This is a genomic window from Natrinema amylolyticum (genome assembly GCF_020515625.1).
Classification (GTDB): domain Archaea; phylum Halobacteriota; class Halobacteria; order Halobacteriales; family Natrialbaceae; genus Natrinema; species Natrinema amylolyticum.
In genome coordinates this window covers 1,923,059-1,949,090 of record NZ_JAIWPJ010000001.1, presented here as the reverse complement: position 1 = coordinate 1,949,090, position 26,032 = coordinate 1,923,059, and the positions used below count along the sequence as shown (strand labels likewise).

Below are 26,032 nucleotides of genomic sequence, written 5' to 3'. Positions count from 1 at the left end.
CGTAAAGGGTATTTACGATCAGGGAACCACGGATTGGATGATGGCTACGGAAGCTTCATTTACGGTTCCATCGGACGAGTTCCCACTGGGAACGGTATTTGAACAATTGCCAGATGTGTCGGTCGAACTGGAGCGGATCATCCCCGCCCAAGACGTGGTGATTCCCTACTTTTGGGTTCGGGGAACCAGAGTTGACGATGTCGAAGATGCGTTCTCGGAGCATCCCGGCGTGAAGGGAATCCAGTTCGTTGACTCCGTCGAAGACGAGCATCTGTTGCGCGTCGAGTGGGCGGTGGATTACGACGACGTGTTAACCACGCTGACGGAGACGCAGGTCGCGCTCATCGCAGCTGTCGGGACGGACAAACAGTGGACGTTCGATATTCGTGGTAACGCGCATAACGATATTGCTGATTTCCAATCCCGTTGTCAGGAGTTGAATATCCCGATCACGCTCACAGAACTGCACGCGCTCACGCCAGTGGAAACGGCTACCGAGGCAGCGCTGACCGACACCCAGCAAGAGGCGCTGGTACTGGCCTACGAGCGCGGCTACTTCGAGTCCCCGCGCGAGACAACGATGGACGAAATCGGCGACGAACTCGGCATCTCACACCAGGCCGTCGCATCCAGACTCCGGCGTGGAATCAAGCACATTCTGGGGGAGACACTATCCGACATATCGGCTTCCTCTCGATAGGACACTTAAAAGCATATTGAGTACTCAAAAGCCAGCGCGAAGAGTGGCGGTCGACTAAATCCTTGTAATGAATCAGGAGCCAGTCACATTCGACACGGTACTCGACCTGTGTGCGGATCGACACCGTCGTATCGCTCTCGCAACACTCGCAAACGAGCAGCGCTCCCTGACGGTGAACGATCTTACGAAGGCCATCGTCAAACACAACCATCACGTCCCTGTGACGGAGATGTCTGAGGGGAACCTATCGGAGATACAACTCTTGCTTCACCACGTACACCTTCCGAAGATGGAGGCGTCTGTACTCGTTGACTACGATCAGGAGCGAGGGCTTGTGGAACCGACCGAGCAGTTCGAGCAGGTGCAGCCGCAGCTCTCGGCGATCATCAAAGCAGATCCTGATCTTGAACCGCCTGTAGACCTATAATCATGGTCGCTCCGAAGTTAGTCTGTCGGACGAAGAACTATGCGATCGTTATTCTCAACGGTAATATGGCATTCGGCAAAGACAAATTCGATTTGAATATTGGATTTCGACCCGCTCGCGGCATCCGGGGGGTTGGCCAACTTCTCGAGCGTGTCTGCCTCGATCGAGTTATATAATGGGGGCAGATCGAGGGGATCGCATTGATGGAACGAACTGACCGCTTGAGCTATCGCGATAGGTATTGATTCGTTCTCTTGAACCGTATACTCGATTTCAATATTATCATCGGATGACGCGCTCATGACATCTATTTGTGCAGATATAGACGGATATATCCTCTGTGAATGTGTGTTGGGATGGGTGAATCGGTGCACACACGTAGTTATCGAGGCGTTCAGCCAACCACTGAGTGAATAGAAGATGGTGAATCACTGTTTCGATCCAACCCCCTGAGGTTGCGTGTCGATAGAATCAGATTCCTGCATATGCACACGAGCCGAGATTCGTCGTGTGTATATCGCAAGTTGATCCATTGATTGAGCAGTCGCCCCGCCCGGGATGGTCAACACGGTCCGCTAGTTGTGGTCGGAAATAGCCTATTCAGGAAGTCGAAAAAATAGGATTTCAGAAGTCGTGTGTACGAGTTCGTTATGATGATTCGAGGTCATCCTTCTCTAATTCCCCCTCGAGATAATCCCGACCCCGCTCACTGATCCGATACAGACCTCGATCCTCATCGTAGTATTCCACGAGCCCACCATCCTGCAGTGCCCGCAGTCTGCGCCGCACGTGCGAGATTTTGTAATCGATGTTGGCCTCGACGGTAGACGGATTGGCAACGAGGGGTCGGTTCCCCTCGTTGAGAAGGAACTCGAGGATCGCGTCATCGGCTCTCGTCATCCAGTCCACCCGTGGCCGTCGCATTCGACCGTGAACACACGAAACACCGTGTTAGAACGCCCGATTCGATAGTGTTTATGTGCTGTTTAGCTCCTTCCAGTGCTTTATTCGATGCACTAGTTCTAAGTGCTATCTCCTCTTTAATCGAACCAACGGAAGCCAACTGGACCCACGACTGCCCGATTTGGTCCTCGAGAGAGAATGCGGACCTGGTGTCACTACCACTGGCCCGCGTGGCTTCCGTACTCCACCGGAAGCCATGCACGACGACGATTCGCGGGACCTTGAACCTCCCGCTCGAGCAGACGCATCGCCCTCAGACGACCCGATAACGGACGACCGGCGCGCGTGGGTCGACCTCACCGGGTTCCAACGCGACTGTCTCGAAGCCATCGCCCGCTGTGAGCGCGACGACCGCTCGCGGTCTCCCGCGGGGCTCATCGCGACGCTCGAGCGTCGGTATCCGACGGTCAGCCGCGCCCGGCTCGAGCCGACCCTGCGCGCGCTGGTCGCCCGTGACCTCGTCGCGACGCGCGGTGGACGCCCCGGCCGAACCACGGCCTACCGACTCACGGGTGCCGGACGCGCGCTGCTCGTCCAGCGCGCCGACCGCCTCGCGGCCCTCTGTGAGCTGCGGGACAGCGCGGTCGATGAGGGAACGGAGCCGGCCGCTCGAGAGGATCGCCGGAGCGGCTGACGGATGCTCGATCCGGGGACTATCGGTTCGAAGCGACCGCTCTCGGTCTCGGCCGACGGAGAGCCCCGGCTACGGCGCGTGACTCCGAAAAAACTGAATCGTCGACCATCGCTGTGAACGACGGGCGGAAGACGCGATTACTGACGAACGACGTTCGTCGCGCGGGGTCCCTTCGGGGATGATTCGATGTCGAACTCGACTTCCTGCCCTTCCTCGAGGTCGGGGCCGCCGACGTCTTCCATGTGGAAGAACACGTCCTCGTCGTCGTCTACCTCGTCCGCGTCAGTCGAAATGAAACCGTAGCCGCCCGTGTCGTTGAAGAAGTCAACCGTACCGTTTGCCATTACGGACGAACGGAGTCGCCGGACCCGAATAACCATTCCGAGAGTTGCGGTACCACGACTCCCTGCCGGAAGCGGGCCGTCGAGGTGGGGCGGCCGATTCACGGCGGAGCCTCGAGCGCCAGTTACCGATAGCCTGACAGGTATCGGAGACAGATATTTAGTGATGAGTTCACATGGTACACACGCATCGCCATGAAACCGTGCCACAGCTGTCAGTCGGTCATCGACGAGTACGAACTGGACAAACAACTCGAACCGCTGCGCGACCTCACGGTTGACGACTTCAACGTCTGCGCGGACTGCGTAACGGTCGTTGCGGACGCGTGCGTGGAGTGCGACGGCGCGGTGTACGTCCCTCGCGGCGAATCGATCACCCCTGACTTCTGCCCAGCGTGCCGGTCCGACCGTATCGACCGCACCGGTCACGACCCCGGCTGGAACGGTACTCCGACCACTTCCTGACCGACACCACCCTCACGCACTCACGTTCGGCTTGCGGAGCCAGTCGCAAGGTTCGCCCCGGCAGCCGCGAGCGTCGCGATCGGTTCTCCGCTGCCCTCGAGGGATTCGAGACGGTCATTGTCGCGGTCGCCGCGCGATCCCGGTATCACAGACCACGCACGACTGCAACCCGTTTTCCCCGGTGAATCGATCGAACAGCCTCGAGAGCCGCACGTCGTGACTCGCCAGAACACCGCCCGACGCGATCCGCGGAAGCGCCGTCTCGTACTCGAATCGCATGTGGGGCAGCCGGTGGTCCGAGTCGTGAAGGAAGAGGTCGACGGGGCCGACATCCTCGAGCAGTCCCGGAAGCACCGCTCGCGCATCCCCCTGATGAAGCCGCCAGCGGTCCCGACACCGATCCGGAATCAGGTGGCCGTACTCGAAGGGACCGGGCGGTCCGCCCGGCAGGTCGACCGAGTGCAGCGCCCCGCCACCGTTCTCCTCCATCGCGGCCAGAATATGCGCGTCGAACGAACCGAACAACACGCCCGTCTCGACCGCGGTTTCGACCTCGAGCGCGCGACAGACGACGTACAGCGTCACCCCGTCGCGCCAGTGGGTAGTGTCGGTGGCGACGCCGGCCTCGTGAATCTCGGCGACGCGATCGGCGTAGCTCTCGTGAAACCACTCGAGGTCGTCGTACTCGCGCTCGTATTCCCGAAGTTCGGCGACGGACGCCGACAGAATTTCGGCCAGTCGGTCGGCTCGCTCGCGGGTTTCCTCGCCGTAGTCGAGCCGGCGGCGCTCGAGCCCGAGTCGGACCTTCCGAACGGCGTAGATCGCGTCTCGGAGCGTGCTCGATTCCATTATCGATAGCCCAGCGCCTCGAGGCGCGATTCGATCTCGTCGCCGTCCGCACCGTCTGCGCCGGTCGCATCGTCCGCGTCGCGCTCGCGAATCCCCTCTGGGAGATCGGGATCGCAGGTCTCCCGATCCCGTCCGTCGCGGACTGCCCAGGGGACCCGCCGCAGCGCGGGCACCGGCGTGCCGGGCGGGTGCGACCAGACGCCGAACTCGCCGATCGCGTTGCCGTGGTCGCTGGTCATCGCGACCCGCCCGTCGCAGTTCGCGAGCAGGCGTGCGACGTCGTCGAGGACCCACTCGAGGTTGTCCCGATAGGCTGCCCAGACGGCCTCGCGGGAGAGGTCGCCGTCGCGCAGGCGCAGCCAGGGGTCGTTCATCGAGTCCGTCTCGTCGTCGCTCTCGGCCTCGGCCTCTGCCAACGCCTCGAGCGCCTCGCGCTCCGCGGGAGTGAGGTCCTCGAGGTCGACGTCGTCGTCGGCGTCCTCCCCGTCGGTGAACTGCCCCCAGTGTTCGATATCGGCCGAGCCGAAGAACCAGCCCGGCCGCGACCGGAACGGGGCGTGGGGTTGCATGTAGTGGATTAGGATGCGGTCGATCCCCAACTCATGGCGATTCCGCCAGATCGCGATCGCCGCGTCGGTCAGCGGCTCGGGCGGGATCGTCGAGATGTCGTCGTCGACCCAGTCGTCCCGCCAGGCCTCGTGGAAGACGCCGAAATCGTCGGGCTCGAGCGGGAGGACGTCGTCGGAGGTGACGAGAATGTGCTCGCAGGACTGCGACGAGAAGGGGTTGCCGGTCACGTAGGCGGTGCGGGCCATCTCCTCGCGGTGCTCGGGGGCGAAGGTCCGGTCCATCCACTCGGCGGACTGGGACCCGACCGACCACAGCGAGCCCACCGAGTCGGGGCCGGGAAGCGTCTCGTGGCCGGCCGCGGCCGCCTCGCGCATGAGATCGAGCCGGCAGCCGTCGAGGACGCAACAGACGTCCCACTCGCGCTCCCAGATCGGCGTAGCGGGGACGAGCCGCGAGAGCGTCTGTCCGATGCGTCCGGTCGCGATCTTCCCGGATAACGTCGCGATATCCATCAGCGTCGGCTCCTGTCTGTTCTCTGGTCGCGATTCTGTTAGTAGCTTTTGATCGCCGAACCGACTGTCAGCGCCCGCGACACGAGAGAACGGGTCGAGCGCTCGACTTCTCCCACCGCCCGGTACGTATCGACCGAAGGCAGCAACTATGCCATTTAGTAACAAGGCTTATTATGCAGGTGTTCGTAGCGTTGATCGAGGACCGACAAACCCGGTCCCGTCTGACGAAATGAGCTCCTCACCACCGGAAACCGAGACGTACGAAGTCACGCTCTCCAGAGACGAACGATGGGTCGTCCACCACGTCCTCGCGAACCGCTTCGACGAGGCACTCGACGCGGACGAACGGCCGGCCGAGTGGGTACTCGAGGCGATCGAGACACTCGAGGCCGACGGCGACACGGACCGACTCACCGCCGCCCAGGCCGACTACATCTATGACGCGCTCGCCGCGTATGTCGACCACGAGGAGACGCCCGACCGGGATATCGACCACGGCGCGGCCGTCCTCGAGTCGCTCGAGGACGTCCGAGACGCGCAGGCGTAGCTCACGCATCGCTCGCCGTTTCGTTTTCGCCGGATTTCTCGTTGACCAGTCGATCGGCTCGCCGTCGGCCGCGTTCAGGGCCGCGTCGTCGCCCAGACGGCCGTGATCGCGAGCAAGAGTGCAGGAGCCAACGGGAGAATCAACAGCGCGAAGCGATAGCCCTCCGCACCCGGCGGGACGAGGTAGATCGCGGTCGGAGCGACGAGGAACGCGAAGCACAGGACGCCGATGAGGATCCAGCCGCGCCAGTCGAACTCGCGATCGACCGTCGCGGGATGTGGCGGTTCGTCCCTCTCATCGGCCGGCTCGTCGTCCTGTTCGTCGGCCGCGTCGGCGTCGAACGCCGCTGGATCGTGGACGTAGCCGCCGTCGTCGCTCGAGCTCACTATCGAATCCTTCGACCCCATCGACAAAGCCCTCACGGTTGACCGACCTGACAGGTCCGGTCGTGATCGGGTCGACGAACGGGAGCGGTCGCGCCCGCGCAGCGTTCGCCGCCGGTCAGAGTTCGCTGTCCGGCCGGACGACGACCTTGCCGAACCCTTCCCGGTTCTGGATGATCTCGTGAGCGCGCGCGGTCTCGCTCATCGGCAGCTCCTCGCGGATCGCGGGCTGGAACGTACCGTCCCAGACGAGTTCCATCACGTCGTCGACCTGATCGGGCGTCGCCATCGTCGACCCGATGATCTCGAGTTGGTTCCAGAAGATGCGCGGAATGTCCGTCTCGGGGTTGCCGCCGCCGGTGCCGCCGCAGGTGACGAGCCGCCCGCCCTTGGTCAGACTCTTCAGGGAGTTCTGCCAGGTGGGCGCGCCGACGTGCTCGACGACGACGTCGACGCCGCGGCCGCCGGTCTCCTCGAGGACCCAGTCCGCGAAGTCCTCCTCCTCGTAGTTACAGACGTGGTCCGCGCCGTGTTCCTCGGCGTAGTCGAGCTTCTCCTCGGTGCTGCCGGTGGCGTACACCTCCGCGCCCGCGTAGTCGGCGATCTGAAGGGCGGCGTGGCCGACCCCGCCGCTCGCGCCGAGCACGAGCACCGTCTCGCCGGCCTCGAGTTCGGCGCGCTCGATGAGCATCCGCCAGGCGGTCTGGAAGACCAGACAGCTCGAGCCGGCGACCTCCCAGTCGACGTGCTCGGGGACGGGGATCAGGTTGTCCTCGGGGATCGCGGCGTACTCGGAGTGGACACCCGTGACGTGCTCGCCGATGATGTGGAAGTGTGGGTCGAGCGTCGGATCGTCCATCCGCAGATCGCCGACGCCGGCCGAGAGCGCGACGTGGTCGCCCTCCTCGAAGCGGGTCACGTCCTCGCCGACCTCTTCGACGACACCGGCACCGTCGCTACCCGGAATGTGTGGCATGTCGAGGTCGATCCCCGGCATTCCCCGCCGCGTCCAGATGTCCAGGTGGTTGAGCGCGGCCGCCTTGATATCGACCAGGACCTCGTCCCGGTCGATCTCGGGGTCGGGGTACTCGCCGTATTCGATGACGTCCGTGTCGCCGTGGTCCGCGAATTGGACTGCCTGCATATACGCAGGCCAACGGAAACGCCGTCCATAACAGTTGGGCTACCAGCATTCGACGTTCGGGTGTCGATCAGTTTGTGACGGAAAGTGACTTTGTATCACAAACTCTTATCTGTCAGCGCTTCGTCGGGACGACGCGAAACGATGTCAACCGATATACAGGAGGGGTACGGGACCGAACGGCAGTCGAGCGGGGGACGGCGGGTCTGGCTCGAGCAGGCCGGTGCGTTCACGCGGCGGAGTCTCCAGGAGGCTCGAAACAGTCGGCTCATGCTGGCGTGGGTGATCGCGTTTCCCGCGATCATGTACCTGCTCCGGGCGATACAGGGGACGAGCGGGTCGGCCGCGTCCGACGCGACCGTCTCCATCGGAATCGGGATCCTCGGATCGATGTTCGTCTGTCTCTTCGTCTTCGGGAATCAGCTCGCGACCGATCTCGAGGACAGACGCTACGAAGCCTATCGCTCGATGCCGATCTCGTCGTCGGCCGATCTGATCGGTCGAATGGCCGCCGGGTTCGTCCTCGCGGCGGGCGCGTTCGCCGCGACGATCGTCGCCGGCCTGGCTACCGGCGCGTCCTACGGCCTCCGCGGTCCCGAATCGGTACCGATCGTTCTGGCCGCCGGCGTGCTGACCTGCCTCTTCTGGATGGTCGCAGCGATCCCGTTCGTGGTCGTCGCGGGGAACAAACGGATCGCGTCGATGGCGACCACGCTCGTCGCCGTCATGACGTTCGTCCTCACCGGTCTCAACGGGGCTGTCCCGGCGCAGTCGGTGATCGACGGGCCGGTGCTGAACTACCTCCCGAACACGCTCCCGACGCGGCTGCTCGTGTCGCACCTCGTTCCGGCCGAGAGCTGGACCGAACTCGGCGTCGCACCGCCCGCGATGCCGACCGACCCGACGTTCATCGCGTTGTTAGGCGGCTACGCCGCTCTCGCGGTCCTCGCGGGGACGCTACTCGTAAACCGGACGCTCTACGATCAGGGGTGGTCGCCGTGAGCGATCCGGTCGCGATTGCCGATGGGGTCCGCAAGTCCTTCGGCGAGGAGGGCGTCCTCGAGAGCGTCGACCTCACGGTCGAAGAGGGTGAACTGCTGGTTCTCATGGGACCGAACGGAGTCGGGAAGTCGGTCCTGCTCTCCTGTCTCGCCGGCAGCGAGCGTCCCTCCGCGGGCAGCGTCGACGTCTTCGGCGAGCCGGCGACGGCCCGCGCCGACACGACGAGTTTCCTCTTACAGGACGCCCTCGCACTCGAGTCCCTCACCGGCCGCGAGAACGTCGATTTCTACCGCCGGCTCCATCCGGCGTTTACCGACGACTGGCGAGCACACGTCGAGCGGCTCGGAATCACTGACGACCTCGAGAAATCCGTCGCCGACTACTCCGGCGGCATGGTTCGGAAACTCGAACTCGCCATCGCCGCTAGCATCGACGCCCCGCTGTACCTGTTCGACGAGCCGACCGCGGCGCTGGACCTCGGGACGATCCCGACGGTCCACGACCTGTTCCGGGAGAAACGGGCGGACGGGAAGACGATCGTCGTCGCCAGCCACCGGCCGATGAACGCCGATATCGCGGATCGAATCGCCTTCCTCGCGGACGGTCGGATCGTCGCGACCGGCTCGCCGGACGAACTGCTCGCGTCGGTCCCGCCGGTCATCGAGACGGGCGCATCGAACGCGAGCGCGCTCGCCGATATCGTCGCTGGGGAGCCGTTCGCAGTGGCCGGGAGCGTCCGCGGCTTCGTCCCGCTGCGAGACGGGGACGCGACCGGAGACGACGCTGACGCGGCACCGTCGGTCGCGACTCCCGCAGACGCGCCCCCCTCGCTCGAGGCGGCCGCGGATCCGGAACCGTCACTCGAGGCGCTCGCGGACGCTGCGGGGATCGATCGGGCGGCGCTCTCGATCGTCGAGCCGACCTATACCGACCTCTTTACGTACTATACGAACGACCCGTCGACGACGACCGCCGCCGATCCACGATGAGCCGAGAGCTATCCGAGGACGTCGACGCGGACGTGCTTCAAACCGAACTCGCGGATATCAAGGGAGCGATGGGGCTCGCGTCGGAGCATCCCTACTGGTGGCGGTTCTGGATCGTCGAGGGGCTCTGTACCGGGATCCTCTTCGCCGTCGTCCAGTTCTGGCTCCGCGAGGGGTTCCGGCCGTGGATCGCCGTCGCGTTCGCCGGCGTGATCGGCTGCTGTGAACTCGCGAAGCGACGCTTCAAGTCGAGCTACGAGCCGCCGGCCACGGGACTGCCGAGCCAGCAGCGCTGGCTCCTCGCCGTACTGGCCGGGCTCGGCGTCCTGATCGTCGGACTCCGTCCGGTATTCGACGCGCTCGACGCGACGAACTCGGTCCGCCTCGCGCTCGTCTCGGCGGGGGCCGTCGTCGGCGTCGGCTACGTCCTCATGGGTCAGTTGCTCGCCGCCTACGACATCAGGGCCGTCGATCGGTACGCGTTCGTCGGCGGCGGCGCGTGGATCATGGCCCTCTCCGCGGCGATTCCGTACGTCCCCCTCCTCGAAGGCTGGGAGTACGCCGCCCTTGGAGCCGGGATCGCACTGCACCACGTCGGAACCTACGCCGTCCTCTCACGCTACTAAGATGGAATTCGACAAACTCGTTCACCAGCCCACGCGACTTCGCATCTTCGCGCACCTCTACGCCAACGGCGCGACCGGATTTACCGAACTCACGTCGACGCTCGAGGTCACCGAGGGGAACCTCGCCAGCCACATCGATCGCATGGAAGCGGCGGACTGCGTCGCCGTCGACAAGGCGTTCGTCGACGGAACGCCCCGGACGACGTACCGACTCACCGAGCACGGCGAGGAACTGTTCGAAGATCACATCGAGACGCTCGAGTCGCTCATCGACGACCTCGATACCGGCTCGTCGTCGGAGTCGGAGCCGGCGTACGACCCCGAATCCAGCGCGGATCGCGACGCGGATTCCGATCTCGGTCCGAGTCTCGACCCCAGTGCATAGCGCGTGTGCGTAGTTTTTACCGGTCGGCTTTCGAAGACGACGTATGAACGAGACGAATGCCAGCGACGCCGAATCCGGCGACGGGACGCTCTGTACCGGCGTCGTCACGATCTCCTCGAGCCGGAGCCTCGATACCGACGAGGCCGGCGAGGCGGTCACCGCGGCGCTCGAGGGCGACGGCAACGAGATCACGGTGCGAGAACACGTCGGCGCGGACCACGACAAGGTCCAGTCGATCGTCTCGCGACTGATCGACCGCGACGACGTCGACGCGGTGATCACCGCCGGTGCGACCAGCGTCGAACCGACCGACGTCACCATCGACGCCGTCGAGCCGTTACTCGAGAAGGAACTGACCGCTTTCAGCGAGCTATTCACTCTCTTGGCGTACGAGCAGGTCGGATCGAAGACCGTCGCCGCGCGAACGCTCGCCGGCGTCGCCGACGGAACGCCGATCTTCTGTCTGCCCGGCCACGCCGACGCGGTCCGCCTCGCGCTCGAGGAGATCGTCCTGTCGGAAGCGCCCGCGCTCGTCGAACTCGCACGAGAGGAGGAGCCGGACGAGGACGGCGAACCGACCGACGCCGACGTGGCCGACGGAGGTGCCTGACGTGGGCTCTGCCGACGGTGACGACGGCGACGATACCGACGGTATCGACAAGGAATCCGTCCGCGAGCGCGTCTGGGACGACTTAGAAGAGAGCGGCGAGGCCCGGTTTCCGTTCCCGCCCCACGGTCGAATTCCGAACTTCGCCGGGGCGAGCGAGGCCGCCGACCGACTGGCCGAGCAACCGGAGTGGACCGAGGCGACGACGATCAAGGCCAATCCCGACGCGCCGCAACTGCCAGTCCGGCGGCGGGCGTTACGCGAGGGGAAGACGGTCTACATGGCCGTGCCGCGGCTCGCCGACGAGCGGTGTTTCCTGAAACTCGATCCGGACGAACTCGAGGACTACGACGCGGCGACCACCGTCTCGGGCTCGTCGGAACACGGCGAACAGGTCGGGCCAGAGGCGGTCGACCGCGTCGACCTGATCGTCTCCGGGAGCGTCGCGGTCACCGCGGACGGCGGTCGAATCGGAAAGGGAGAGGGCTACAGCGACCTCGAGTTCGCCGTGCTCCGCGAACTCGGCCTCGTCGACGACGCGACGTCCGTCGCGACGACGGTCCACGAGCGACAGCTGATCGAGGAGTCGGTCGCCGTCGAGGAGCACGACGTCGTAATGGATCTCGTCGTCACGCCCGAGCGGGTGATGCGCCCGGAGGGGAGCGCGCAGCCGACCGGCATTGACTGGGACCTGCTCACGGACGAGCGACTCGCGGAGATTCCGGTCTTGGAACGGCTTCGAAACTCGTAGCGCAGACTGAGTGACTCGAGGGGAGATCGCTAGAGATCTATCTCTCGGAGATGGACGTCGACAGAAGGGGGATCCATCCCCGGAACGCGGCGGAAAACGCCGCGTTCCGATGCCAGAATCGCAGGGTGCGACGCGAGCCGGTGGGGTGGGCCCGCGTCAGCGAAATCGGTTGGCAGTGGTGGGGGAAGGGTGCTGTGGTGGGGTTGCTGGAAGTCGCGGGAGCAGGTGGTGGGTGCCATCGGTGGGGTCTGCCCGTCGACCTCCATCGAGATGTAGCGGCCGATCCAACTTGAACGGGGGTGATGGTATACCAGTCTTACGCCGAATTCCACCGAATTCAATTCGAGTTTATTCGGCCGAAATCTCCCTCGAGAAAGTTTATACGGCAGTCGTAGCTGTCCGAGTGACTGTACGGAACAAAGAAACGATTTCGGCGACCGAATCGGTTTCGCGAGCGCCGGGTCGGAGCGGCCGACGGCCGGCGGCGGCCCGCGGGCGTCAGTCGACGAGTTCGTCGGCGACGATGCTCGCGTCCATCAACTGCGGATCGATCGCGATATCGAGCTGTCCCTTGACGAACTCGGGGACGGTCCGATGCGCGTAGACGACGGTCCGGACATCGTCGTTCAGATCGCAGACGATCGGGATCGTCGTCGCCTGGCCGACGTCCGTCAGGACGTACAGGTCGGCCGTGACGACGCCCGCCTCCTCGAGTTGCGGGCGGGAGATGACGCCGTCGATTCGAGTCACGTCGACGCCTTCACTCTCGAGTGCCGCACCGATACCGTCCTCGTCGAGACCGGCGACGACGGCGGTCGTACCGGAACTCATTCGTACTCGATGGTCGCGGGCGGTTTGTGGGTCACGTCGTAGACGACGCGGGCGACGTTCTCGTGTGAACCCGTGATCCGGGACTGAATGCGCTGGAGCGTCTCCCAGTCGATCTCCTGAGCGCGCGCGGTCATCCCGTCGCGTGACTCGACCGAGCGGACGGAGACGACCCAGCCGTGGACCCGGTTGTCGCCCTTGACGCCGGTCGCCTTGCCGATGACGGCCGCGAGCGCTTGCCAGGGCTCATACTCCTCGAGCTCTTCCTCGACGACGTGGTTGGCCTCGCGGGCCACCTCGAGTTTCTCCTCGGTGATCTCGCCGATGATCCGCACGGCGAGGCCGGGACCGGGGAACGGCATCCGCTCGGCGACGAGCTCGTCGAGGCCGAGGTGGCGCGCGACCTCACGGACCTCGTCCTTGTAGAGGTCGCGGACGGGTTCGACGATCCCCTCGAAGTCGACGACCTCGGGGAGGCCGCCGACGTTGTGGTGGGACTTGATCCCGCCCTCGCTCTCGATTCGGTCGGGGTAGATCGTCCCCTGAACGAGGAAGTCCGCGTCCGCGTCTTTCGCTTCGCGCTCGAACTCCCGGATGAACTGCTCGCCGATGATCTCGCGTTTCTCCTCGGGATCGGTGGTTCCCCCGAGCGCCTCGAGGAATCGGTCCTTCGCGTCGACGATCCGCAGCGACTCCATGTAGTCGAAGGTCTCGCGGATCTGCTCGGTCTCACCTTTCCGCATCAGACCGGTGTCGACGTAGACCGGCGTGAGTCGGTCGCCGATGGCCTCGTAGGCCAGGGCGGCGGCGACCGAGGAGTCGACGCCGCCCGAGAGGGCGATGACGGCGTTCGCATCGCCGATTTCTTCGTCGATCTCTGCGACTGCGTCGGGGACGAACGTGTCTGTCTCTACCATTCGGGGTCACTCTCCTGTCGTCCGACCGCAGTTCCGTACAGAATAGCCTTATCGAACGTAATCGCCATGGCAAGTTTCGGGACGGCACAGACAAAACGATTTTGAATCATCAGTCGACCCCTTCTCAGGGATATTTCAAACTGACGGCTCGAGTGTTCGAACGACGTGGAAGCGTAACAAACCCATAGGAGTCACTGTAGATCAGACCACACTCAATCGCGCGGGGAGTGTGCGGTTCCGATAGAACGCGGTTCGAAGCGAGTGAAAGAGTGAAACCGGCGAGAACCGCGATGCAGACGGGAAGGGACAATCCGGCGATATTCTGAACCGTCAGGTCAGACGGTCTTCGGTGCGATGCGACGAAACGGAGGAACACGACCGACGATGTTGCCGACCAGCGCACCGACGACACCGAAGAAGCTACAAGCCACGAGGGCAAAAAGGTGCCAAAGCAACGCGAACGCGACCGCGAGAACGGCGTAGCTAAACGATATTTCCCATCCAGATGCGATGAAACTGGTAGAGGCCCAAATCACGGGGAGACTTCCGATAACGCCGGTTCGCAGGCCAGCACGCACGACAGCGGTCGATTGATTGCTGTAGTATAGCCCCGCTAAGAACCCAGCAAGCATTACTGGGCCAGCATCATAGTGGGACGCACCCGTACTTAGAGAGACAGCCAGGGTAAAAGGAATAGAGAGGAACCCGAGCACTGTCGCAACCGATACATCTTCGTCTAGCAGCCACTGAATGATTTTGGTTTTTATAGACACAATCATATTTTCGAATTTGGTTTTTTGACTTATATATTTTTGCACTGCAAATAGCCGTGTTTAGTTAAGCGGAAAAGAAAGGGAACGATTTTGTGGCTCTCTATGCCAAAAATCGCCCACCTCAATGGGTGTAGCGACTGGATCGGGTTGGGTATGGTGGGGCGAGAGCGGAGACTGCGTTAGCTGATGTCGCCCTGATATTCGGCTTTATCTTGCCCAACTATTGCTTTCGAAATCCGAGTCACGTTGCGCTCAACGAAAGTGTGATTCACATTGACAGTCACCAGTATTGGCTGTTCGCTGCAGTGAAGTCGGAAGCGACCAAAATCTCCATATACGGTTATTTTCAACGACTACGACAACATTGGCTGAACGCTTTCTGCGAGAATCAATCGAGAAATATGACGTCGAAAACGCTGTGTTTCTCGTCAATGATGAACAGCATCCCCAGACAACACTCCGTCGATACAGACTCCGATATCAATACTAGAAACAAGGCAATCAGAATGCTATCAAATATATAATTCTAGACGTTAATTCTCATAAAATCTACCGTCAAACTGTCTAGCTACGTTAAACCATTAACCGCAGAATCGTGTCTTCAAACCGTTGCCATCTGGCAGAAGGCTACAAACTAAACATGACCTACCTCAACTATGTTGATTGAAATCACATAGAAAAGTGGTCCTCATCCTCCCAAAATGGGGATTGAATTTTTCCATAACTCGTAGGTTAGCAGTCGGACAAGCGCCAGGAAATGGATCGAACAACTAGATAGTACCATGCAGCGTAGTCATTTCTTCTCAAGTTACTAGCTGCACACATCCCCTTACCCCAAATGAGTGAGGGGAATAAATATTAGAAAATAATAAATTCTGTATATAAATAACTTTATTAAGTGCCATTGGAAATAACCAATTGCGATGAAAGAAAACAATGGTGAATCCTCCGAACCGACTAGGCGAAACACCCTTCGATTGCTTACTGGCAGCGGACTCGGGATAATAGGAGTTGCTAGCGGTACTGCAGCAGCCGACAAGACTGGAAACCAACAGACTGACGAGGAACTAACGCTCGCCGAAGGAACATCCGGTTACGTAACGAGTGGTGAGGAAACGCCCGACTGGTTCACGCTCAAGTCAGCAGGTGATGCTAAGTGGAACATCGGAGACTTCAATAAGAAACAGGATAATGAAGTGGGCCTCTATGATCACCTCAGTTGTAGTGGGGACCAACTCGATTGGGGTGGTTCCGTTGAGAAGTGGGGGGTCGAGTTCAAGTTGCACTTGGATCACTGTGCCGGAACGTGTAATTGGAATTTCCAAGTTGAGGCGCTGGGACAGTCGTACTCTACCGGAATGAACGATGAATGCAACGGCAAAGAGACACTCTCTGGTGGTGTTCGACCGCTCCAAATTGAGGCGTCGGTGCGAGCCTATGGAAAAGATTCTCTGACTGGACCTATCGAATCCTGGGGGATCGAACTCTCTGTTGAATATTACGATCTGAGAAGTGGCTGGGAGACTGCGTCGTGGGACTTTGAGATCGAAAACCCCGCTGTGTAGTTCTCTGAATTATCCATCCCCGTAGTAATAACCAAAATCGTTTATTTTATTTCGCTATCGTGTAAGACAATCACAATAAAATAGCTAACAGAATATTGAAATATAACTATATAATATAGAACGTAAGACAAAATAGTTCCTAGTGATAATAACGTGCAAGCCGTGATCGTTCTTCCATAGCCGGTCCGCGCGTCGATGACCGAGTTGGAGTTAACTATAGTAGTCACCGAAACGATTTACACACTAATCACAACCTCGTCGTGCAGTTAGGTGTGAATTGACATTCAGTGGCTACTATATCTATCAGGTTTGTGCCTCTGGTTCAGCAGCGGTCTCACTGCCGTCGGCCTGTTCGAGGACGGCCTCGACCAGCCCGAGGAAGGGCGGACTCGGCTGCCCGGGTCGGGACGTGTACTCGGGGTGGAACTGCGTCCCGAGGAAGAACGGGTGGTCCTCGAGTTCGAGGATCTCCATCCGGTTGCCAGCGGTGCCGGAGAAGACGAGCGGTTCGTCCTCGAACTGGTCGAAGTACTCGGGGTTGACCTCGTAGCGGTGGCGGTGGCGCTCGGAACAGGACGTGTCACCGTAGAGCTCGTAGGCCAACGTCTCGGGTTCGATCACGGTCGTGTGCTCGCCGAGTCGCATCGTGCCGCCCATGTCCTCGACCTCGTACTGTTCGGGCAGGATGTCGATGACCGGATGCGGCGTGTCTTCCTCCATCTCCGCGGAGTGTGCGCCCTCGAGACCCAGCACGTTCCGGGCGTACTCGACGACGGCCATCTGGAAGCCCAGACAGAGCCCGAGGAAGGGGACGCCGTTCTCGCGGGCGTACTGAACGGCTCGGATCTTGCCCTCGGAGCCGCGCATCCCGAAGCCGCCGGGGACGATGACGCCGTCCATTCCAGCGAGTTGCCCGTCGTGACCCTCGCTCAGTTCGTCGGCGGCCACCCAGTGGACGTTCACGTCGCTGCCGACCTCGAAGCCGGCGTGTTTCAGCGACTCGTGGATCGACATGTACGCGTCCTCGAGATCGTACTTCCCGACCAGCGCGATGTCGATCTCGCCGTTTTTCTCTGTGGTGACGATCTCGCGCCAGTCGTTCGCGCGCTCGCCCTCCGGCAGGGCCTCGTCAGCCAGTCCGAAGTGCTCTAAGACGTACTGGTCGAGTCCCTCGTCTTCGACCATCAGCGGGACGTGATAGACGTCCTCGACGTCCGGGTTCGAGAACACGGCCTCGGTCGGAATATCACAGAACAGCGCGATCTTCTCCTTGGTCTCGGGGTCGAGACGATCCTCACACCGGCCGACGATCACGTCGGGCTGGAGGCCGATCGAACGGACCTCCTTGACCGAGTGCTGGGTTGGCTTCGTCTTCTGCTCGCCGTTCTTCGAGTACGGAACGAGGGTGACGTGCGTGAAGAGGACGTTCTCTTCCGGTTCCTCGTGGGCGAACTGGCGCAGGGCCTCGAGGTAGGGCATCCCCTCGATGTCACCGACGGTGCCGCCGACTTCGATGATACAGACGTCGGTGCCTTCGGCGGCCTCCCGAATGCGCCGCTTGATATCGTCGGTGATGTGAGGGATGATCTGGACCGTCTTGCCCAGGTAGTCGCCCGCTCGCTCCTTCTCGATGACGTGCTGGTAGGTCTTCCCCGTGGTGATGTTGTGATCCGAGGTCATGTCGATGTCGAGGAACCGTTCGTAGTTCCCGAGATCGAGGTCGACCTCGCCGCCGTCCTCGAGGACGTAGACTTCCCCGTGCTGGTAGGGGTTCATCGTCCCGGCGTCGACGTTCAGATACGGATCGATCTTCACCGCGGTGACGTCGAACCCGGCGTTTTTGAGGAGACGGCCGGTACTCGCGGCCGTGATCCCCTTGCCGAGTCCCGACATGACGCCGCCGGTGACGAAGATGAACTTGTTCCCCAGCGAGGGGTCATAATGAGTGTCCGATTCCGTCGGCATACCGAGTGTGCGCGCGACCGCTTGAAAACGATTTCGGGACTGCGGTGCCTCCGACAGAGGTTATCATTCCTCGTCGGTGTGGTCGCCACGCAGTGGCTCGCCCGCCGGGTCCACAGTCGTCGAAAAAAGATGGTGTCCGCCGAAGACTGCGCCGGTCAGGGTTCCTCGTCCATCGATTCCTTGCCGTAGGATTCGCCGTCCTGGGACGCCTTCCCCTCGGCTTCCTCTTCCTCGACCGCCAGATCCTGCACTTCGACGATCTCGGCCTGCGGGACGTGCTCGATGCCGCCGCCCATCCGCAACTGGATCGTCTGCCCGGGGAGGTCCGGATCGTCCTCGTTGGTCGGTTGCTTCGGGACGGAGACGGCGGTGACCCCGTCGATCGAGAGCGAACGCCGCTGGATCGGATCGCCCTCGTGCTCGACGGTATCCCACGTCTCGACGTCGAGATCCTCCATCTCTTCGCCGAAGTAGTCTTCAGCCTCCGGATTGACCGTGTCTTCGGTCTGGGACTCGCCGGTCGTCCTGTTATCGTCGAACTGTACCTCCTCGTGTTTGTACTGGCGGAGCTGTACCAGCATACAGGCAGTACTACGTGCGGCACGTTAACTCACATACCGGAGGTCGCTGGGGAGCCGACGGAGCGTGTCAGCAGAGTGAGGACACCGTGTTTATTTTATGCTCCGACGACGAATACGTGAACAGCGTGACATCTCACGAACGGCAGGTGGCCCCTGCGGTGAACGAGCCCGACATCGGCTTTCAGGCCGGCTTCGGGTTCTACCTCGGGATCGTCGTCACCGGGATCATGGCGATCGCGGGGCTGCTCGGCGACGTGGCCACCGCGACGCTGCTCGGCGTCCTCCCGAGTACGGTGACGGCCGTCGCGATCGTCGGCCACATCTACGCGAAGCGGGCGCGTGGCCTCCCAGAGCGAATCGGCCGGAGCCGGTGGCGACGCCTCGCCTGTTACGTCCCGGCGGCGGCGTTCGCGGCGGCGCTGTCCCTCGCCGCGCTCGCACCTGTCGACGCGACCGGCCGCTTCGTCATCGTCACGGTCGTACTGACCGCACTGGCCGCCGTCTCGGGGTTCGGCCTCGATCGGATGGCCAAGAACCGGTACGTCGACGCGATCACCGCCGACGAGCCGGCCGCGACCTGGCCGTGGCAGCGAAGCGGGGGCTGGACCGGTGAGCCGGCCTACACCGTAATTATGGCGTTTATGATCCTCGCGGGCGTCGTCAGCGTCTGGCAGGGGGAGTGGGTCCTCGGTCCGTTCTGGATCCTCTACGGTGCCGTCATGATCCTCTCGCGGCGGTACGGCTGGTACGACCTCGACGAGACCGACCACTGGAACCCGCCGGAGATCCGCGCTCACGAGGCCGGTCTCGTCGTCGACCGATCGTTCTGGAAGGGGTTCGTCCCCTGGGAGACGGTCGACGGCGTCCGGCTGACCGACGACGAACTCGTCGTCGAACGACGGCGGTTCGGGTTCGACAGCGGTTTCTTCGACCTCCGCTGTGACCGCTCGGCAATCGAGGACGCCGAAGCGGTCTCCGAGGCGCTCGAGCGCGCCCGCGAACGGGCCGAGCGCCGCGATCCGAGGGCCGTCGAGACCGCGGGCTGACGGGCCGCGGTCGTCACCGAGAAGTGTCGCCGGTCCGTCGACGCGCCCATGAGCGACCTCCAAGTCACCGTCGCCGACCGCGACCTCGCGGCGACGTGGACCGACGACGCACCGAAAACGAGGGCCGCGCTCGAGGCGGCGCTGCCCGCGGCGGGCGACGCGATCCGCTGGGGCGACGAGCTCTATTTCGATCTGGCACTGGACGTACCGCCGGAAAACGCCCGCGAAGCGGTACCCAAAGGTTCGATCGCCTACTGGCCGGCTGGCGGGAAGCTGTGTCTGTTCTGGGGCCCGACGCCGGCCAGCGACGACGGTGAGCCCCGCGCCGCCGCGCCCGTGACCGTCGTCGCGCGGGTTACTGATACGGAGCCGCTTGCGGACCTCGAGGGCGGGGCGCGGGTTCGCCTCGAGCGCGCGGAGTGACCGCTCAGCTCTGATTGCGCGGGAGCCGCTCCGGATCCGTAGACCGGCCGTGTCGCCGCTTCCGCCCCGAGAGGAGCAACCACTGCGGGACGGCCAGCAGCGCGAGCAGTCCGGCGGCGGTGAGAAACACCGTCGTCGACTCGACCGCGAGCCCGTAAAAGAGCGCGGTCCCGAGCGCGACGTACGTTGCGACGAGTATCCAGACCATCCGGTTCACGAGAGACATAAGAACGGCTATAGGATAAGGATAGCGACCGTTGCGGTCGGATACCGGCCGAAATCGGTGTCGAGAGAAACGAGCGCGCTATTTGCCCCAGAAGGGGTCCCGACTGCGCTGCTTGTCGAGGTACATGTTCAGCGCCTCGAGTTCGTCGCCGGGGATCTCGCTGGCCAGTTCCTGCTCGAGAATCTTCGCGTGTTTCTCGGGGATCTCGATCCAGAGTTCGTCGTCCTCCTCGATCTGGCGGCCGACGGTCGGGCCGTCGATGGCGACCGAGACGCGGTTGCCCGCGCGGGCCTCGTCGACGTCCTCGCCCTGCTCTTGGATCCCCTTGACCTGGCCGACGCGGTTCGGCTCGTTGCCCTCGAACTTGACGACGTTCGCGTTGTTCTGGATCGTCCCCGAGTTCACCTCGACGCCGACGACCGCGGGATCGTTCTGGCGGAAGGTGTGATCCGGCAGGATCCGGAAGCGAGCGGGCCGGGTGATGTTGTCGAGGATGGTGTCCTGCTGGGCCTTCTCGATTCCTTCGACGTACTCCTCGTACTCCTCGATCAACTGGTAGATAACCTCGTCGGTGAAGATCGTCACGTCCTCGATCTCCGCGCGCTGCTCGGCGTCGTCGAGGGTGTCGACGTTGAATCCGAGGATGGCCTTCTGTTTCCCGTCCTCGGCCGTCGACGCCACCGAGACGTCCCGCGGCGCGACGTCGCCGACCTCCGCGCGGACGATCGGCACCTCCGCCTCGTCTAAGGCGTCAGCCATCGCCTCGAGACTGCCGAGGGTGTCGGCCTTGACGACGACGCCCTGCTCTGCGGTGTCGACGGCGATGTCCGCGAGTTCGGCCTGTACTTCCTCGATGACTTCGTCGACGTCGCGGTCGCGGACGACCCGGACCGGCGCGCCGGCCATCGCGTCCGCGAGTTCGGGTGCAGCGACCTTGATCCCGGACGCGGCCGAGACCTCGTCGACTTTCTCGAACCGGCTCTCGGTCCGGATCTCGGCCAGCGGCCGCGGCTGGAGCAGCGCGCGCACATCGGTGACGATCGGTTCGTTCTGCCCGCCGACGACGATCTGATCGTCCGACCGGATCGTCCCGTCGTACAGCACTGTGTCGATCGTCGTCCCGAACCCTTTCTCCTCTTTGACCTCGAGGACGGTGCCGACGCCGGGGCCGGCGACGTCGATCTCCATCTCCTCTTTCATGTAGCGCTGGGAGAGGCCCATCATGACGGTCAGGAGGTCCGGGACCCCCTCGCCGGTCATCGCCGACACGGGAACGACGCCGACGTTGCGCTGGAAGTTCTGGACCCGCCAGTAGAGGTCGGCGGAGAAGCCCTCGTCCGAGAGGTTGCCGATGATCTCGTAGAGGCTCTCGTCGAGGCGTTCGCGCACGCGTTCGGACTGGGCCTCGTAGGTGTCGTTGATCGGCGAGTCCTCGTTGGGGTTCCAGCCGGGAACGGTGTCGATCTTGTTCGCCGCGACGATGAACGGGGTCTCCGACCGCCGGAGGATGTCAAGCGCCTCGAGCGTCTGGGGCTGGAAGCCGTCGTTGACGTCGACGACGAGGATGGCGATGTCGGCCAGCGCGCCCCCGCGGGAGCGCAGCGTCGTAAAGGAGTGATGACCCGGCGTGTCGATGAAGAGGAGGCCGGGGAGGTCGAAGTCGTCCGGGTCGACGAGTTCGCCCGCGATCGTAGAGATGATGTCCAGCGGGACGGCGGTCGCGCCGATGTGCTGGGTGATCGCGCCTGCTTCGCCCTCGATGACCGCGGAGCCGCGGATCTTGTCGAGGAGACTTGTCTTGCCGTGATCGACGTGTCCGAGGACGGCGACGATCGGCGTTCTGAGAGATGTGGGGTCGCGTGTATCCGTGTCCGACATGATGAACCACCCGAGAAGGTCTTACCTAAAACCTCCGTAGCGCCGTAGTTAAACCCATCGTCATCGTCGGTCCGTCGATCCGGTCCAACGGACGGGGCACAATTGGCAGTGACAGCGGTTCGGTCGACGACCCACTGCGTCGCCGAGAGCGATGCCCGCTCGTCTCGGCCAACGTCTGACGCCCGTATGCACAGACCCCGTGGTCTTTAATACCGATTAGTAAGTACAGGCATGCATGAGCGATATACTCGCTGAAAACCTCTCGGGGAAGTCCGTCATGGGGTCCGACGGCACCGAGCTCGGACTGCTCTACAACATCACGATGGATCTGAAATCCGGCAAACTCCACGATCTCGTTATCGAGCCCGACGAGGAACTGTCGCGGCGGGCGGTCGACTTCGAACTCGACGACGCCGGTCACTTTCTCGTTCCCGTTAACCGCGTTCAAGCGGTGAAAGACTACATCGTCGTTCAGCGCTAACGGTATGTACGTTCTCGACTCCTCGGCGTTTATCCACGACTTCCACACGACAGAACAGACTGCGACTATTCCCCTCGTCCGCGAAGAACTCGAGGACGAGAGCGCCTATCGCTACGATGCGATGGAAGGCTCCGGGATGCACATTCACATTCCCAACGGCGATACCACCGAGAAGGTCGAGCGCGCGGCGCGCGAATCCGGTGACCTCGAGGTCCTCTCGGACACTGACGTTCGGCTGGTCGCGGCGAGTTTCGAACTCGACGCCACCCTGGTGACCGACGACTACGCGATGCAAAACGTCGCTGAGAAGCTCAACGTCGCGGTCGAGGTGATCGCTCGGGAGGGAATCGACGAACAGCGCCACTGGAAGTATCAGTGTCAGGGCTGTGGCCGCGAGTTCGACGAGGAGAAAGACCGGTGTCCGATCTGCGGATCGGAGCTGGCTCGGAAGAACCCGTCGTAGTCCGCGGTCACGTTTTATCTGATCGTTCGATTCGGTAGCCGCCGGCGAGGTCGATCGCTCGATCAGCCGTAGGTGAAATAGAGATTCGCGAAGAGGAGCGCGTTGTACAGCCCGTGGATCAGCGCCGGCACGAGGAGGTTGTCGGTCCGCTCGTAGATCGTCCCGAGGACGAGTGCGAGTCCGAAGATGGTCCCGAGACTGGCGATCACTTCGCCCAGTCCCGCGGTCGCGTACGCGAGTGCATGTACCAGGGCGAAGATGACGCTGGCCACGGCGACGGCACCGAACCGCGAGAACGTGTCGTACAGCGACTTCTGGATCACGTTCCGGTAGAGCAGTTCCTCGAACGGGCCGATGATCAGGACGGCCAGCGGCACTAGGACGAGCATGAGTTGCGGACTCTCCTGGGCCCGCTGGGTCGTCGAGTGCTCGGCGCTCTCGACGCCTGTCGACTGCATGAGCGCGGAGATCACGAAGAGCGCCCCGAAGAGGACGAGCAGTCCCCCGAGGGTCCAGCCGACGTCCCGCAGCGTCGGCCGTCGGAGATCGATAAAGGACAGGTCGCGGTCGGTCATCGCGAGATACCCCCCCGCGACGAGCATCGTGCCGATGGCCATGCAGACCTGGGTGAAAACGGTGTTCTCGATCTGCGAGACCGGCTCGAGCAGCGGGCGGACCGGAATCGCGAGGATGGCGACGACGAAGGGCGTGACGAGGAGTCCGGCGACGCCGACGCCCGATAGCATAATCACCTGGAGACTCCGCCGCTTGAGACCCGCACTACTGATCCCGTAGTAGTCGGCGACTCCGGCGGCGGCGGTGAGCCCACCGGTGACGAACGCGACGAAAACGATCGGTATCGACACTGACCCCGTCGGCAGCGTGGCCGCTGCCGTGACCCCCTGATTCAACGCGTAGCCGGCGAGCAGGACGACGGCGACGCTCGAGCCGGCGGCGATCAGGCCGGCGATTCGCCCCTCGAGACCGCCGTGGCGCTGGGCCAGAAACGCGAGGACGGCGGCGAGGGCGAACCCGGCCCCGGCCAGGACGACCGGAGCGTCGACGCCGCTGCGAACGGGGGCGAGCATGGCGGCCATCGTGACCGCCGAGAGAACGGTTCCGATGCCGGGAACCACGTCGGACGCGACCGGACCAGCGTCGTCGGCCCGTGTAGTCTCGCTCATATTTCACTATTCGTGCGCGGACTCATAGGCACACCGCAACCGGACGAGGGGGCCCGTTCCGACCGCCGATTCGGGTCGGGTAACTCGGCACTCAGTCGTCGACTACCGCTCGACCCGGAGCTCGGTCTTCTCGGCGACCGCCTCGGCCTCCTCGAAGTCGCCGCCGCCGAGCAACCCGCGGGTCGCCTTCTTCGCCCACTCGACGGCCGGCTGCTCGAACGTGTTCACGCCGTAGAGTTCCCCCGCGAGCACGCAGGCGGCTTCCATCGCGTACAGCAGCCCGCCGAGTTCGTACTCGTCGACGCGCTCGAGTTCGACGCGGACGTTCGGCCGGCCGGCGGCCGCGAGGCTGGCCTCTGTGGCCTCGAACTCCGCCTCGAGCAGTTCGCCCAGCGTCGCGTCGCCGAGGTACGCCAGGTCCTCGACGTCGGTGGCGGGAATCGGTCGGTCCGCGCTCTCTTCGGTCGTGACGAAGGTGACGAGCTTGTCCCGCGGGCCCGCGCGGTAGAGCTGCAGTTGCGAGTGCTGATCGGTGACGCCGAGCGCCCGTACCGGCGTCTGGCCGAGGTCGTCCTTTCCGAGGCTTTCGGCCCACAGCTGGGCGAACCACTCCGCGGACGTCTCGAGGGACTCCGCGTAGGGCATCATCGCATTGATGCCGGCACCCCGCTGATCCAGCGCGTACGTCGTCGCGCCATAGGCGTACGCGGGACAGTCGAACAGCGAGCCCGACAGCGTCTCGCGCTCGGCGGCCGCGCCGGCGAGCAGCGCCTCGAGGTCGTGGCCACAGACTGCGGCCGCGACCATGCCGACGGCCGACAGCGCGGAGAAGCGGCCGGGGACGCCGTTCGGGACTTTCAGGGACGGCAGCTCATGGCGGTCCGCGAGGTCGCGGAGAGGGCCGGACTCGCCGGTCGTGACGATGGTCCTCTCGGTCCAGTCGACGTCGGCGTCCTCGAAAGCCTCGCGAACGACGAGGAAGTTCGCCAGCGTCTCCGCCGTCGTCCCCGACCGCGAGACCACGTTGATCGCCGCGCTCTCGAGCGGCAGTCGCTCGAGTTCGCTCGAGACCCACTCGGGATCGACGTTGTCGAGGAAGACGGTCTCGGTGTCCGACTCCAGAGCGTCGACGATCGTCGCCGCTCCCAGCGAACTGCCGCCGATGCCGACGGTGATCAGCGCCTCGGCGTCGGTGACCGGCTCGACAGCTTCCCGAATTTCGTCGGGATCAGTCCGTTCCGGCAGATTCAGCGCCTCGTAGCCGTGCTCTCCGTTCGCCATTCCCGCCTCGATGCGCTCGTGGGCGGCCGCCACCTGCTCGTCCAAGCGCTCGAGGGACTCCCTCGAGACGCCCGGCGACGCGACGGACGCGAGCGCGTTACCGATATCGACGTTCATACGCAAGGGCGCAACCGCCTGCGATAAAGGCGTTCCGTGACGGGGTCGCGACGGAAGGCGTTCTGCGGGACGGCACTCGAATGTCGCTCGACCCTGTACAGCACGTCTCACTTCGGACTCGTCGACGACATGCGGTGGCGCGCGCTGTCAGCCGACCGAACGACAGTGAGGGGGGCCGCCAATATTGCGCGAGGGATGAGCGAGTGAAACGAGCGTTAGCGCGGAACCGAAGGTTCCGCGAACCATACGAATAGTGCGGGACCGGCGGTCCCGCATACCGTGCGAACGGGCCGTCGGCCCGTGAGCAGAGGGCGCTGCGCGCCCGTGAGCAGAAATCGGCTGGGGAGGGCGTGGCGATTCCCTGCCGCCACGATAGCAGGACGCGTGTCATCACCGGTAGTGTTCGGGGGCAGGG

31 protein-coding genes and 2 pseudogenes are annotated in these 26,032 nt (G+C 63.2%); 17 read left to right on the top strand and 16 right to left on the bottom strand.

Features of this window, described 5'->3' with window-relative positions:
- The first annotated feature begins 40 nt into the window (after positions 1-40).
- Both LDH66_RS09615 and LDH66_RS09610 read left to right on the top strand, forming a co-directional pair.
- Positions 41-700, top strand: coding sequence for a helix-turn-helix domain-containing protein (locus LDH66_RS09615; RefSeq protein WP_226480834.1), 660 nt, complete (start codon positions 41-43; stop codon positions 698-700).
- A gap of 67 nt (positions 701-767) precedes the next feature.
- Complete coding sequence (locus tag LDH66_RS09610) at positions 768-1,127, top strand: DUF7344 domain-containing protein (protein WP_226480833.1); 360 nt, start codon at positions 768-770, stop codon at positions 1,125-1,127.
- A gap of 17 nt (positions 1,128-1,144) precedes the next feature.
- On the opposite strand, the gene LDH66_RS23290 is transcribed toward LDH66_RS09610, so the two are convergent.
- Positions 1,145-1,429, bottom strand: a complete 285-nt coding sequence (locus tag LDH66_RS23290; protein ID WP_226480832.1) for a HalOD1 output domain-containing protein — start codon at positions 1,427-1,429, stop codon at positions 1,145-1,147.
- 346 nt (positions 1,430-1,775) lie between these two features.
- Positions 1,776-2,027, bottom strand: coding sequence for an ArsR family transcriptional regulator (locus LDH66_RS09600; RefSeq protein WP_226480831.1), 252 nt, complete (start codon positions 2,025-2,027; stop codon positions 1,776-1,778).
- A 259-nt stretch (positions 2,028-2,286) separates the two neighbouring features.
- Between LDH66_RS09600 and LDH66_RS09595 the strand changes: the two genes are divergently transcribed.
- A complete protein-coding gene (locus tag LDH66_RS09595; RefSeq protein WP_226480830.1) occupies positions 2,287-2,724 on the top strand; it encodes a PadR family transcriptional regulator in 438 nt (145 codons plus the stop codon).
- Between the two features lie 137 nt (positions 2,725-2,861).
- On the opposite strand, the gene LDH66_RS09590 is transcribed toward LDH66_RS09595, so the two are convergent.
- Positions 2,862-3,068: a cold-shock protein gene (locus LDH66_RS09590; RefSeq protein WP_226480829.1), complete on the bottom strand. Its 207-nt coding sequence runs from the start codon at positions 3,066-3,068 to the stop codon at positions 2,862-2,864.
- Positions 3,069-3,260: 192 nt separating this feature from the next.
- Here LDH66_RS09590 and LDH66_RS09585 point away from each other — a divergent pair, with 192 nt between their 5' ends.
- Positions 3,261-3,530, top strand: coding sequence for a DUF7571 family protein (locus LDH66_RS09585; RefSeq protein WP_226480828.1), 270 nt, complete (start codon positions 3,261-3,263; stop codon positions 3,528-3,530).
- Between the two features lie 114 nt (positions 3,531-3,644).
- Here LDH66_RS09585 and LDH66_RS09580 read toward each other — a convergent pair whose 3' ends face one another.
- Both LDH66_RS09580 and LDH66_RS09575 read right to left on the bottom strand, forming a co-directional pair.
- Complete coding sequence (locus tag LDH66_RS09580; RefSeq protein ID WP_226480827.1) at positions 3,645-4,379, bottom strand: class I SAM-dependent methyltransferase; 735 nt, start codon at positions 4,377-4,379, stop codon at positions 3,645-3,647.
- Positions 4,379-5,461 carry an alkaline phosphatase family protein gene (locus LDH66_RS09575; RefSeq protein ID WP_226480826.1) on the bottom strand — a complete coding sequence of 361 codons (1,083 nt, stop codon included), beginning with the start codon at positions 5,459-5,461 and terminating at the stop codon, positions 4,379-4,381. The genes LDH66_RS09580 and LDH66_RS09575 overlap by 1 nt, the downstream gene beginning before the upstream one ends.
- Before the next feature lie 229 nt (positions 5,462-5,690).
- Here LDH66_RS09575 and LDH66_RS09570 point away from each other — a divergent pair, with 229 nt between their 5' ends.
- Positions 5,691-6,008: a DUF7853 family protein gene (locus LDH66_RS09570; RefSeq protein ID WP_226480825.1), complete on the top strand. Its 318-nt coding sequence runs from the start codon at positions 5,691-5,693 to the stop codon at positions 6,006-6,008.
- Positions 6,009-6,082: 74 nt separating this feature from the next.
- Here the strand turns inward: LDH66_RS09570 and LDH66_RS09565 are convergent, their stop codons facing one another.
- Positions 6,083-6,394 carry a DUF7977 family protein gene (locus LDH66_RS09565; protein ID WP_226480824.1) on the bottom strand — a complete coding sequence of 104 codons (312 nt, stop codon included), beginning with the start codon at positions 6,392-6,394 and terminating at the stop codon, positions 6,083-6,085.
- Between the two features lie 115 nt (positions 6,395-6,509).
- A complete protein-coding gene (locus tag LDH66_RS09560) occupies positions 6,510-7,535 on the bottom strand; it encodes a zinc-binding dehydrogenase (RefSeq protein WP_226480823.1) in 1,026 nt (341 codons plus the stop codon).
- 141 nt (positions 7,536-7,676) lie between these two features.
- Here LDH66_RS09560 and LDH66_RS09555 point away from each other — a divergent pair, with 141 nt between their 5' ends.
- The 6 genes and pseudogenes from LDH66_RS09555 to LDH66_RS09530 all read left to right on the top strand — a co-directional run bounded on the left by LDH66_RS09555 (position 7,677) and on the right by LDH66_RS09530 (position 11,889).
- Positions 7,677-8,534 carry an ABC transporter permease gene (locus LDH66_RS09555; RefSeq protein ID WP_226480822.1) on the top strand — a complete coding sequence of 286 codons (858 nt, stop codon included), beginning with the start codon at positions 7,677-7,679 and terminating at the stop codon, positions 8,532-8,534.
- The gene (locus LDH66_RS09550; protein WP_226480821.1) at positions 8,522-9,523 is read left to right on the top strand and encodes an ABC transporter ATP-binding protein; all 1,002 of its coding nucleotides are present in this window, start codon (positions 8,522-8,524) and stop codon (positions 9,521-9,523) included. Before LDH66_RS09555 ends, LDH66_RS09550 begins: the two co-directional genes overlap by 13 nt.
- Positions 9,520-10,146 carry a hypothetical protein gene (locus tag LDH66_RS09545; RefSeq protein ID WP_226480820.1) on the top strand — a complete coding sequence of 209 codons (627 nt, stop codon included), beginning with the start codon at positions 9,520-9,522 and terminating at the stop codon, positions 10,144-10,146. Before LDH66_RS09550 ends, LDH66_RS09545 begins: the two co-directional genes overlap by 4 nt.
- A 1-nt stretch (position 10,147) precedes the next feature.
- Positions 10,148-10,432, top strand: a pseudogene (locus LDH66_RS09540) (transcriptional regulator); the annotation flags it as partial.
- Positions 10,433-10,574: 142 nt separating this feature from the next.
- Positions 10,575-11,141: a MogA/MoaB family molybdenum cofactor biosynthesis protein gene (locus tag LDH66_RS09535; protein WP_226480818.1), complete on the top strand. Its 567-nt coding sequence runs from the start codon at positions 10,575-10,577 to the stop codon at positions 11,139-11,141.
- A gap of 1 nt (position 11,142) precedes the next feature.
- Positions 11,143-11,889, top strand: a complete 747-nt coding sequence (locus LDH66_RS09530; RefSeq protein ID WP_226480817.1) for a 5-formyltetrahydrofolate cyclo-ligase — start codon at positions 11,143-11,145, stop codon at positions 11,887-11,889.
- A 498-nt stretch (positions 11,890-12,387) separates the two neighbouring features.
- On the opposite strand, the gene LDH66_RS09525 is transcribed toward LDH66_RS09530, so the two are convergent.
- The 3 genes from LDH66_RS09525 to LDH66_RS09515 all read right to left on the bottom strand — a co-directional run bounded on the left by LDH66_RS09525 (position 12,388) and on the right by LDH66_RS09515 (position 14,413).
- Entirely contained in the window at positions 12,388-12,720 is a 333-nt protein-coding gene (locus tag LDH66_RS09525; protein WP_226480816.1) for a DUF7126 family protein, read from the bottom strand.
- A complete protein-coding gene (guaA, locus tag LDH66_RS09520; RefSeq protein ID WP_226480815.1) occupies positions 12,717-13,634 on the bottom strand; it encodes a glutamine-hydrolyzing GMP synthase in 918 nt (305 codons plus the stop codon). The genes LDH66_RS09525 and guaA overlap by 4 nt, the downstream gene beginning before the upstream one ends.
- Positions 13,635-13,969: 335 nt before the next feature.
- A complete protein-coding gene (locus LDH66_RS09515; RefSeq protein WP_226480814.1) occupies positions 13,970-14,413 on the bottom strand; it encodes a DUF5518 domain-containing protein in 444 nt (147 codons plus the stop codon).
- A 96-nt stretch (positions 14,414-14,509) separates the two neighbouring features.
- Here LDH66_RS09515 and LDH66_RS23285 point away from each other — a divergent pair.
- Positions 14,510-15,045: pseudogene (locus tag LDH66_RS23285) on the top strand (IS6 family transposase).
- Positions 15,046-15,330: 285 nt separating this feature from the next.
- On the top strand, positions 15,331-15,972 hold the full coding sequence (locus LDH66_RS09510; RefSeq protein ID WP_226480813.1) for a hypothetical protein: 642 nt from the start codon (positions 15,331-15,333) through the stop codon (positions 15,970-15,972).
- 303 nt (positions 15,973-16,275) lie between these two features.
- Here LDH66_RS09510 and pyrG read toward each other — a convergent pair whose 3' ends face one another.
- Complete coding sequence (gene pyrG / locus LDH66_RS09505) at positions 16,276-17,937, bottom strand: glutamine hydrolyzing CTP synthase (protein ID WP_226480812.1); 1,662 nt, start codon at positions 17,935-17,937, stop codon at positions 16,276-16,278.
- A gap of 155 nt (positions 17,938-18,092) precedes the next feature.
- Positions 18,093-18,518, bottom strand: a complete 426-nt coding sequence (locus tag LDH66_RS09500; RefSeq protein ID WP_226480811.1) for a hypothetical protein — start codon at positions 18,516-18,518, stop codon at positions 18,093-18,095.
- 116 nt (positions 18,519-18,634) lie between these two features.
- Between LDH66_RS09500 and LDH66_RS09495 the strand changes: the two genes are divergently transcribed.
- On the top strand, positions 18,635-19,564 hold the full coding sequence (locus tag LDH66_RS09495; protein ID WP_226480810.1) for a PH domain-containing protein: 930 nt from the start codon (positions 18,635-18,637) through the stop codon (positions 19,562-19,564).
- Positions 19,565-19,612: 48 nt separating this feature from the next.
- The gene (locus LDH66_RS09490) at positions 19,613-19,987 is read left to right on the top strand and encodes a cyclophilin-like family protein (RefSeq protein WP_226480809.1); all 375 of its coding nucleotides are present in this window, start codon (positions 19,613-19,615) and stop codon (positions 19,985-19,987) included.
- A gap of 4 nt (positions 19,988-19,991) precedes the next feature.
- On the opposite strand, the gene LDH66_RS09485 is transcribed toward LDH66_RS09490, so the two are convergent.
- Complete coding sequence (locus LDH66_RS09485) at positions 19,992-20,195, bottom strand: hypothetical protein (protein ID WP_226480808.1); 204 nt, start codon at positions 20,193-20,195, stop codon at positions 19,992-19,994.
- A gap of 96 nt (positions 20,196-20,291) precedes the next feature.
- Positions 20,292-22,091, bottom strand: coding sequence for a translation initiation factor IF-2 (gene infB, locus LDH66_RS09480; RefSeq protein ID WP_226480807.1), 1,800 nt, complete (start codon positions 22,089-22,091; stop codon positions 20,292-20,294).
- Between the two features lie 235 nt (positions 22,092-22,326).
- Here infB and LDH66_RS09475 point away from each other — a divergent pair, with 235 nt between their 5' ends.
- Entirely contained in the window at positions 22,327-22,572 is a 246-nt protein-coding gene (locus LDH66_RS09475) for a PRC-barrel domain-containing protein (RefSeq protein ID WP_222916334.1), read from the top strand.
- A gap of 4 nt (positions 22,573-22,576) precedes the next feature.
- Complete coding sequence (locus tag LDH66_RS09470) at positions 22,577-23,035, top strand: NOB1 family endonuclease (RefSeq protein ID WP_226480806.1); 459 nt, start codon at positions 22,577-22,579, stop codon at positions 23,033-23,035.
- Between the two features lie 62 nt (positions 23,036-23,097).
- On the opposite strand, the gene LDH66_RS09465 is transcribed toward LDH66_RS09470, so the two are convergent.
- Entirely contained in the window at positions 23,098-24,219 is a 1,122-nt protein-coding gene (locus LDH66_RS09465; RefSeq protein ID WP_226480805.1) for a CPBP family intramembrane glutamic endopeptidase, read from the bottom strand.
- 102 nt (positions 24,220-24,321) lie between these two features.
- Positions 24,322-25,617, bottom strand: coding sequence for a glucose-6-phosphate isomerase (locus LDH66_RS09460; RefSeq protein ID WP_226480804.1), 1,296 nt, complete (start codon positions 25,615-25,617; stop codon positions 24,322-24,324).
- Positions 25,618-26,032: the final 415 nt, after the last annotated feature.

Excerpts from the sequence above, each read along its gene's own strand:
- LDH66_RS09615 (WP_226480834.1), top strand. The coding sequence starts at position 41 with ATGGCTACGGAAGCTTCATTTACGGTTCCATCGGACGAGTTCCCACTG.
- LDH66_RS09610 (WP_226480833.1), top strand. The coding sequence starts at position 768 with ATGAATCAGGAGCCAGTCACATTCGACACGGTACTCGACCTGTGTGCG.
- LDH66_RS23290 (WP_226480832.1), bottom strand. The coding sequence starts at position 1,429 with ATGAGCGCGTCATCCGATGATAATATTGAAATCGAGTATACGGTTCAA.
- LDH66_RS09600 (WP_226480831.1), bottom strand. The coding sequence starts at position 2,027 with ATGACGAGAGCCGATGACGCGATCCTCGAGTTCCTTCTCAACGAGGGG.
- LDH66_RS09595 (WP_226480830.1), top strand. The coding sequence starts at position 2,287 with ATGCACGACGACGATTCGCGGGACCTTGAACCTCCCGCTCGAGCAGAC.
- LDH66_RS09590 (WP_226480829.1), bottom strand. The coding sequence starts at position 3,068 with ATGGCAAACGGTACGGTTGACTTCTTCAACGACACGGGCGGCTACGGT.
- LDH66_RS09585 (WP_226480828.1), top strand. The coding sequence starts at position 3,261 with ATGAAACCGTGCCACAGCTGTCAGTCGGTCATCGACGAGTACGAACTG.
- LDH66_RS09580 (WP_226480827.1), bottom strand. The coding sequence starts at position 4,379 with ATGGAATCGAGCACGCTCCGAGACGCGATCTACGCCGTTCGGAAGGTC.
- LDH66_RS09575 (WP_226480826.1), bottom strand. The coding sequence starts at position 5,461 with ATGGATATCGCGACGTTATCCGGGAAGATCGCGACCGGACGCATCGGA.
- LDH66_RS09570 (WP_226480825.1), top strand. The coding sequence starts at position 5,691 with ATGAGCTCCTCACCACCGGAAACCGAGACGTACGAAGTCACGCTCTCC.
- LDH66_RS09560 (WP_226480823.1), bottom strand. The coding sequence starts at position 7,535 with ATGCAGGCAGTCCAATTCGCGGACCACGGCGACACGGACGTCATCGAA.
- LDH66_RS09555 (WP_226480822.1), top strand. The coding sequence starts at position 7,677 with ATGTCAACCGATATACAGGAGGGGTACGGGACCGAACGGCAGTCGAGC.
- LDH66_RS09545 (WP_226480820.1), top strand. The coding sequence starts at position 9,520 with ATGAGCCGAGAGCTATCCGAGGACGTCGACGCGGACGTGCTTCAAACC.
- LDH66_RS09535 (WP_226480818.1), top strand. The coding sequence starts at position 10,575 with ATGAACGAGACGAATGCCAGCGACGCCGAATCCGGCGACGGGACGCTC.
- LDH66_RS09525 (WP_226480816.1), bottom strand. The coding sequence starts at position 12,720 with ATGAGTTCCGGTACGACCGCCGTCGTCGCCGGTCTCGACGAGGACGGT.
- guaA (WP_226480815.1), bottom strand. The coding sequence starts at position 13,634 with ATGGTAGAGACAGACACGTTCGTCCCCGACGCAGTCGCAGAGATCGAC.
- LDH66_RS09515 (WP_226480814.1), bottom strand. The coding sequence starts at position 14,413 with ATGATTGTGTCTATAAAAACCAAAATCATTCAGTGGCTGCTAGACGAA.
- LDH66_RS09510 (WP_226480813.1), top strand. The coding sequence starts at position 15,331 with ATGAAAGAAAACAATGGTGAATCCTCCGAACCGACTAGGCGAAACACC.
- pyrG (WP_226480812.1), bottom strand. The coding sequence starts at position 17,937 with ATGCCGACGGAATCGGACACTCATTATGACCCCTCGCTGGGGAACAAG.
- LDH66_RS09500 (WP_226480811.1), bottom strand. The coding sequence starts at position 18,518 with ATGCTGGTACAGCTCCGCCAGTACAAACACGAGGAGGTACAGTTCGAC.
- LDH66_RS09490 (WP_226480809.1), top strand. The coding sequence starts at position 19,613 with ATGAGCGACCTCCAAGTCACCGTCGCCGACCGCGACCTCGCGGCGACG.
- LDH66_RS09485 (WP_226480808.1), bottom strand. The coding sequence starts at position 20,195 with ATGGTCTGGATACTCGTCGCAACGTACGTCGCGCTCGGGACCGCGCTC.
- infB (WP_226480807.1), bottom strand. The coding sequence starts at position 22,091 with ATGTCGGACACGGATACACGCGACCCCACATCTCTCAGAACGCCGATC.
- LDH66_RS09475 (WP_222916334.1), top strand. The coding sequence starts at position 22,327 with ATGAGCGATATACTCGCTGAAAACCTCTCGGGGAAGTCCGTCATGGGG.
- LDH66_RS09470 (WP_226480806.1), top strand. The coding sequence starts at position 22,577 with ATGTACGTTCTCGACTCCTCGGCGTTTATCCACGACTTCCACACGACA.
- LDH66_RS09465 (WP_226480805.1), bottom strand. The coding sequence starts at position 24,219 with ATGAGCGAGACTACACGGGCCGACGACGCTGGTCCGGTCGCGTCCGAC.
- LDH66_RS09460 (WP_226480804.1), bottom strand. The coding sequence starts at position 25,617 with ATGAACGTCGATATCGGTAACGCGCTCGCGTCCGTCGCGTCGCCGGGC.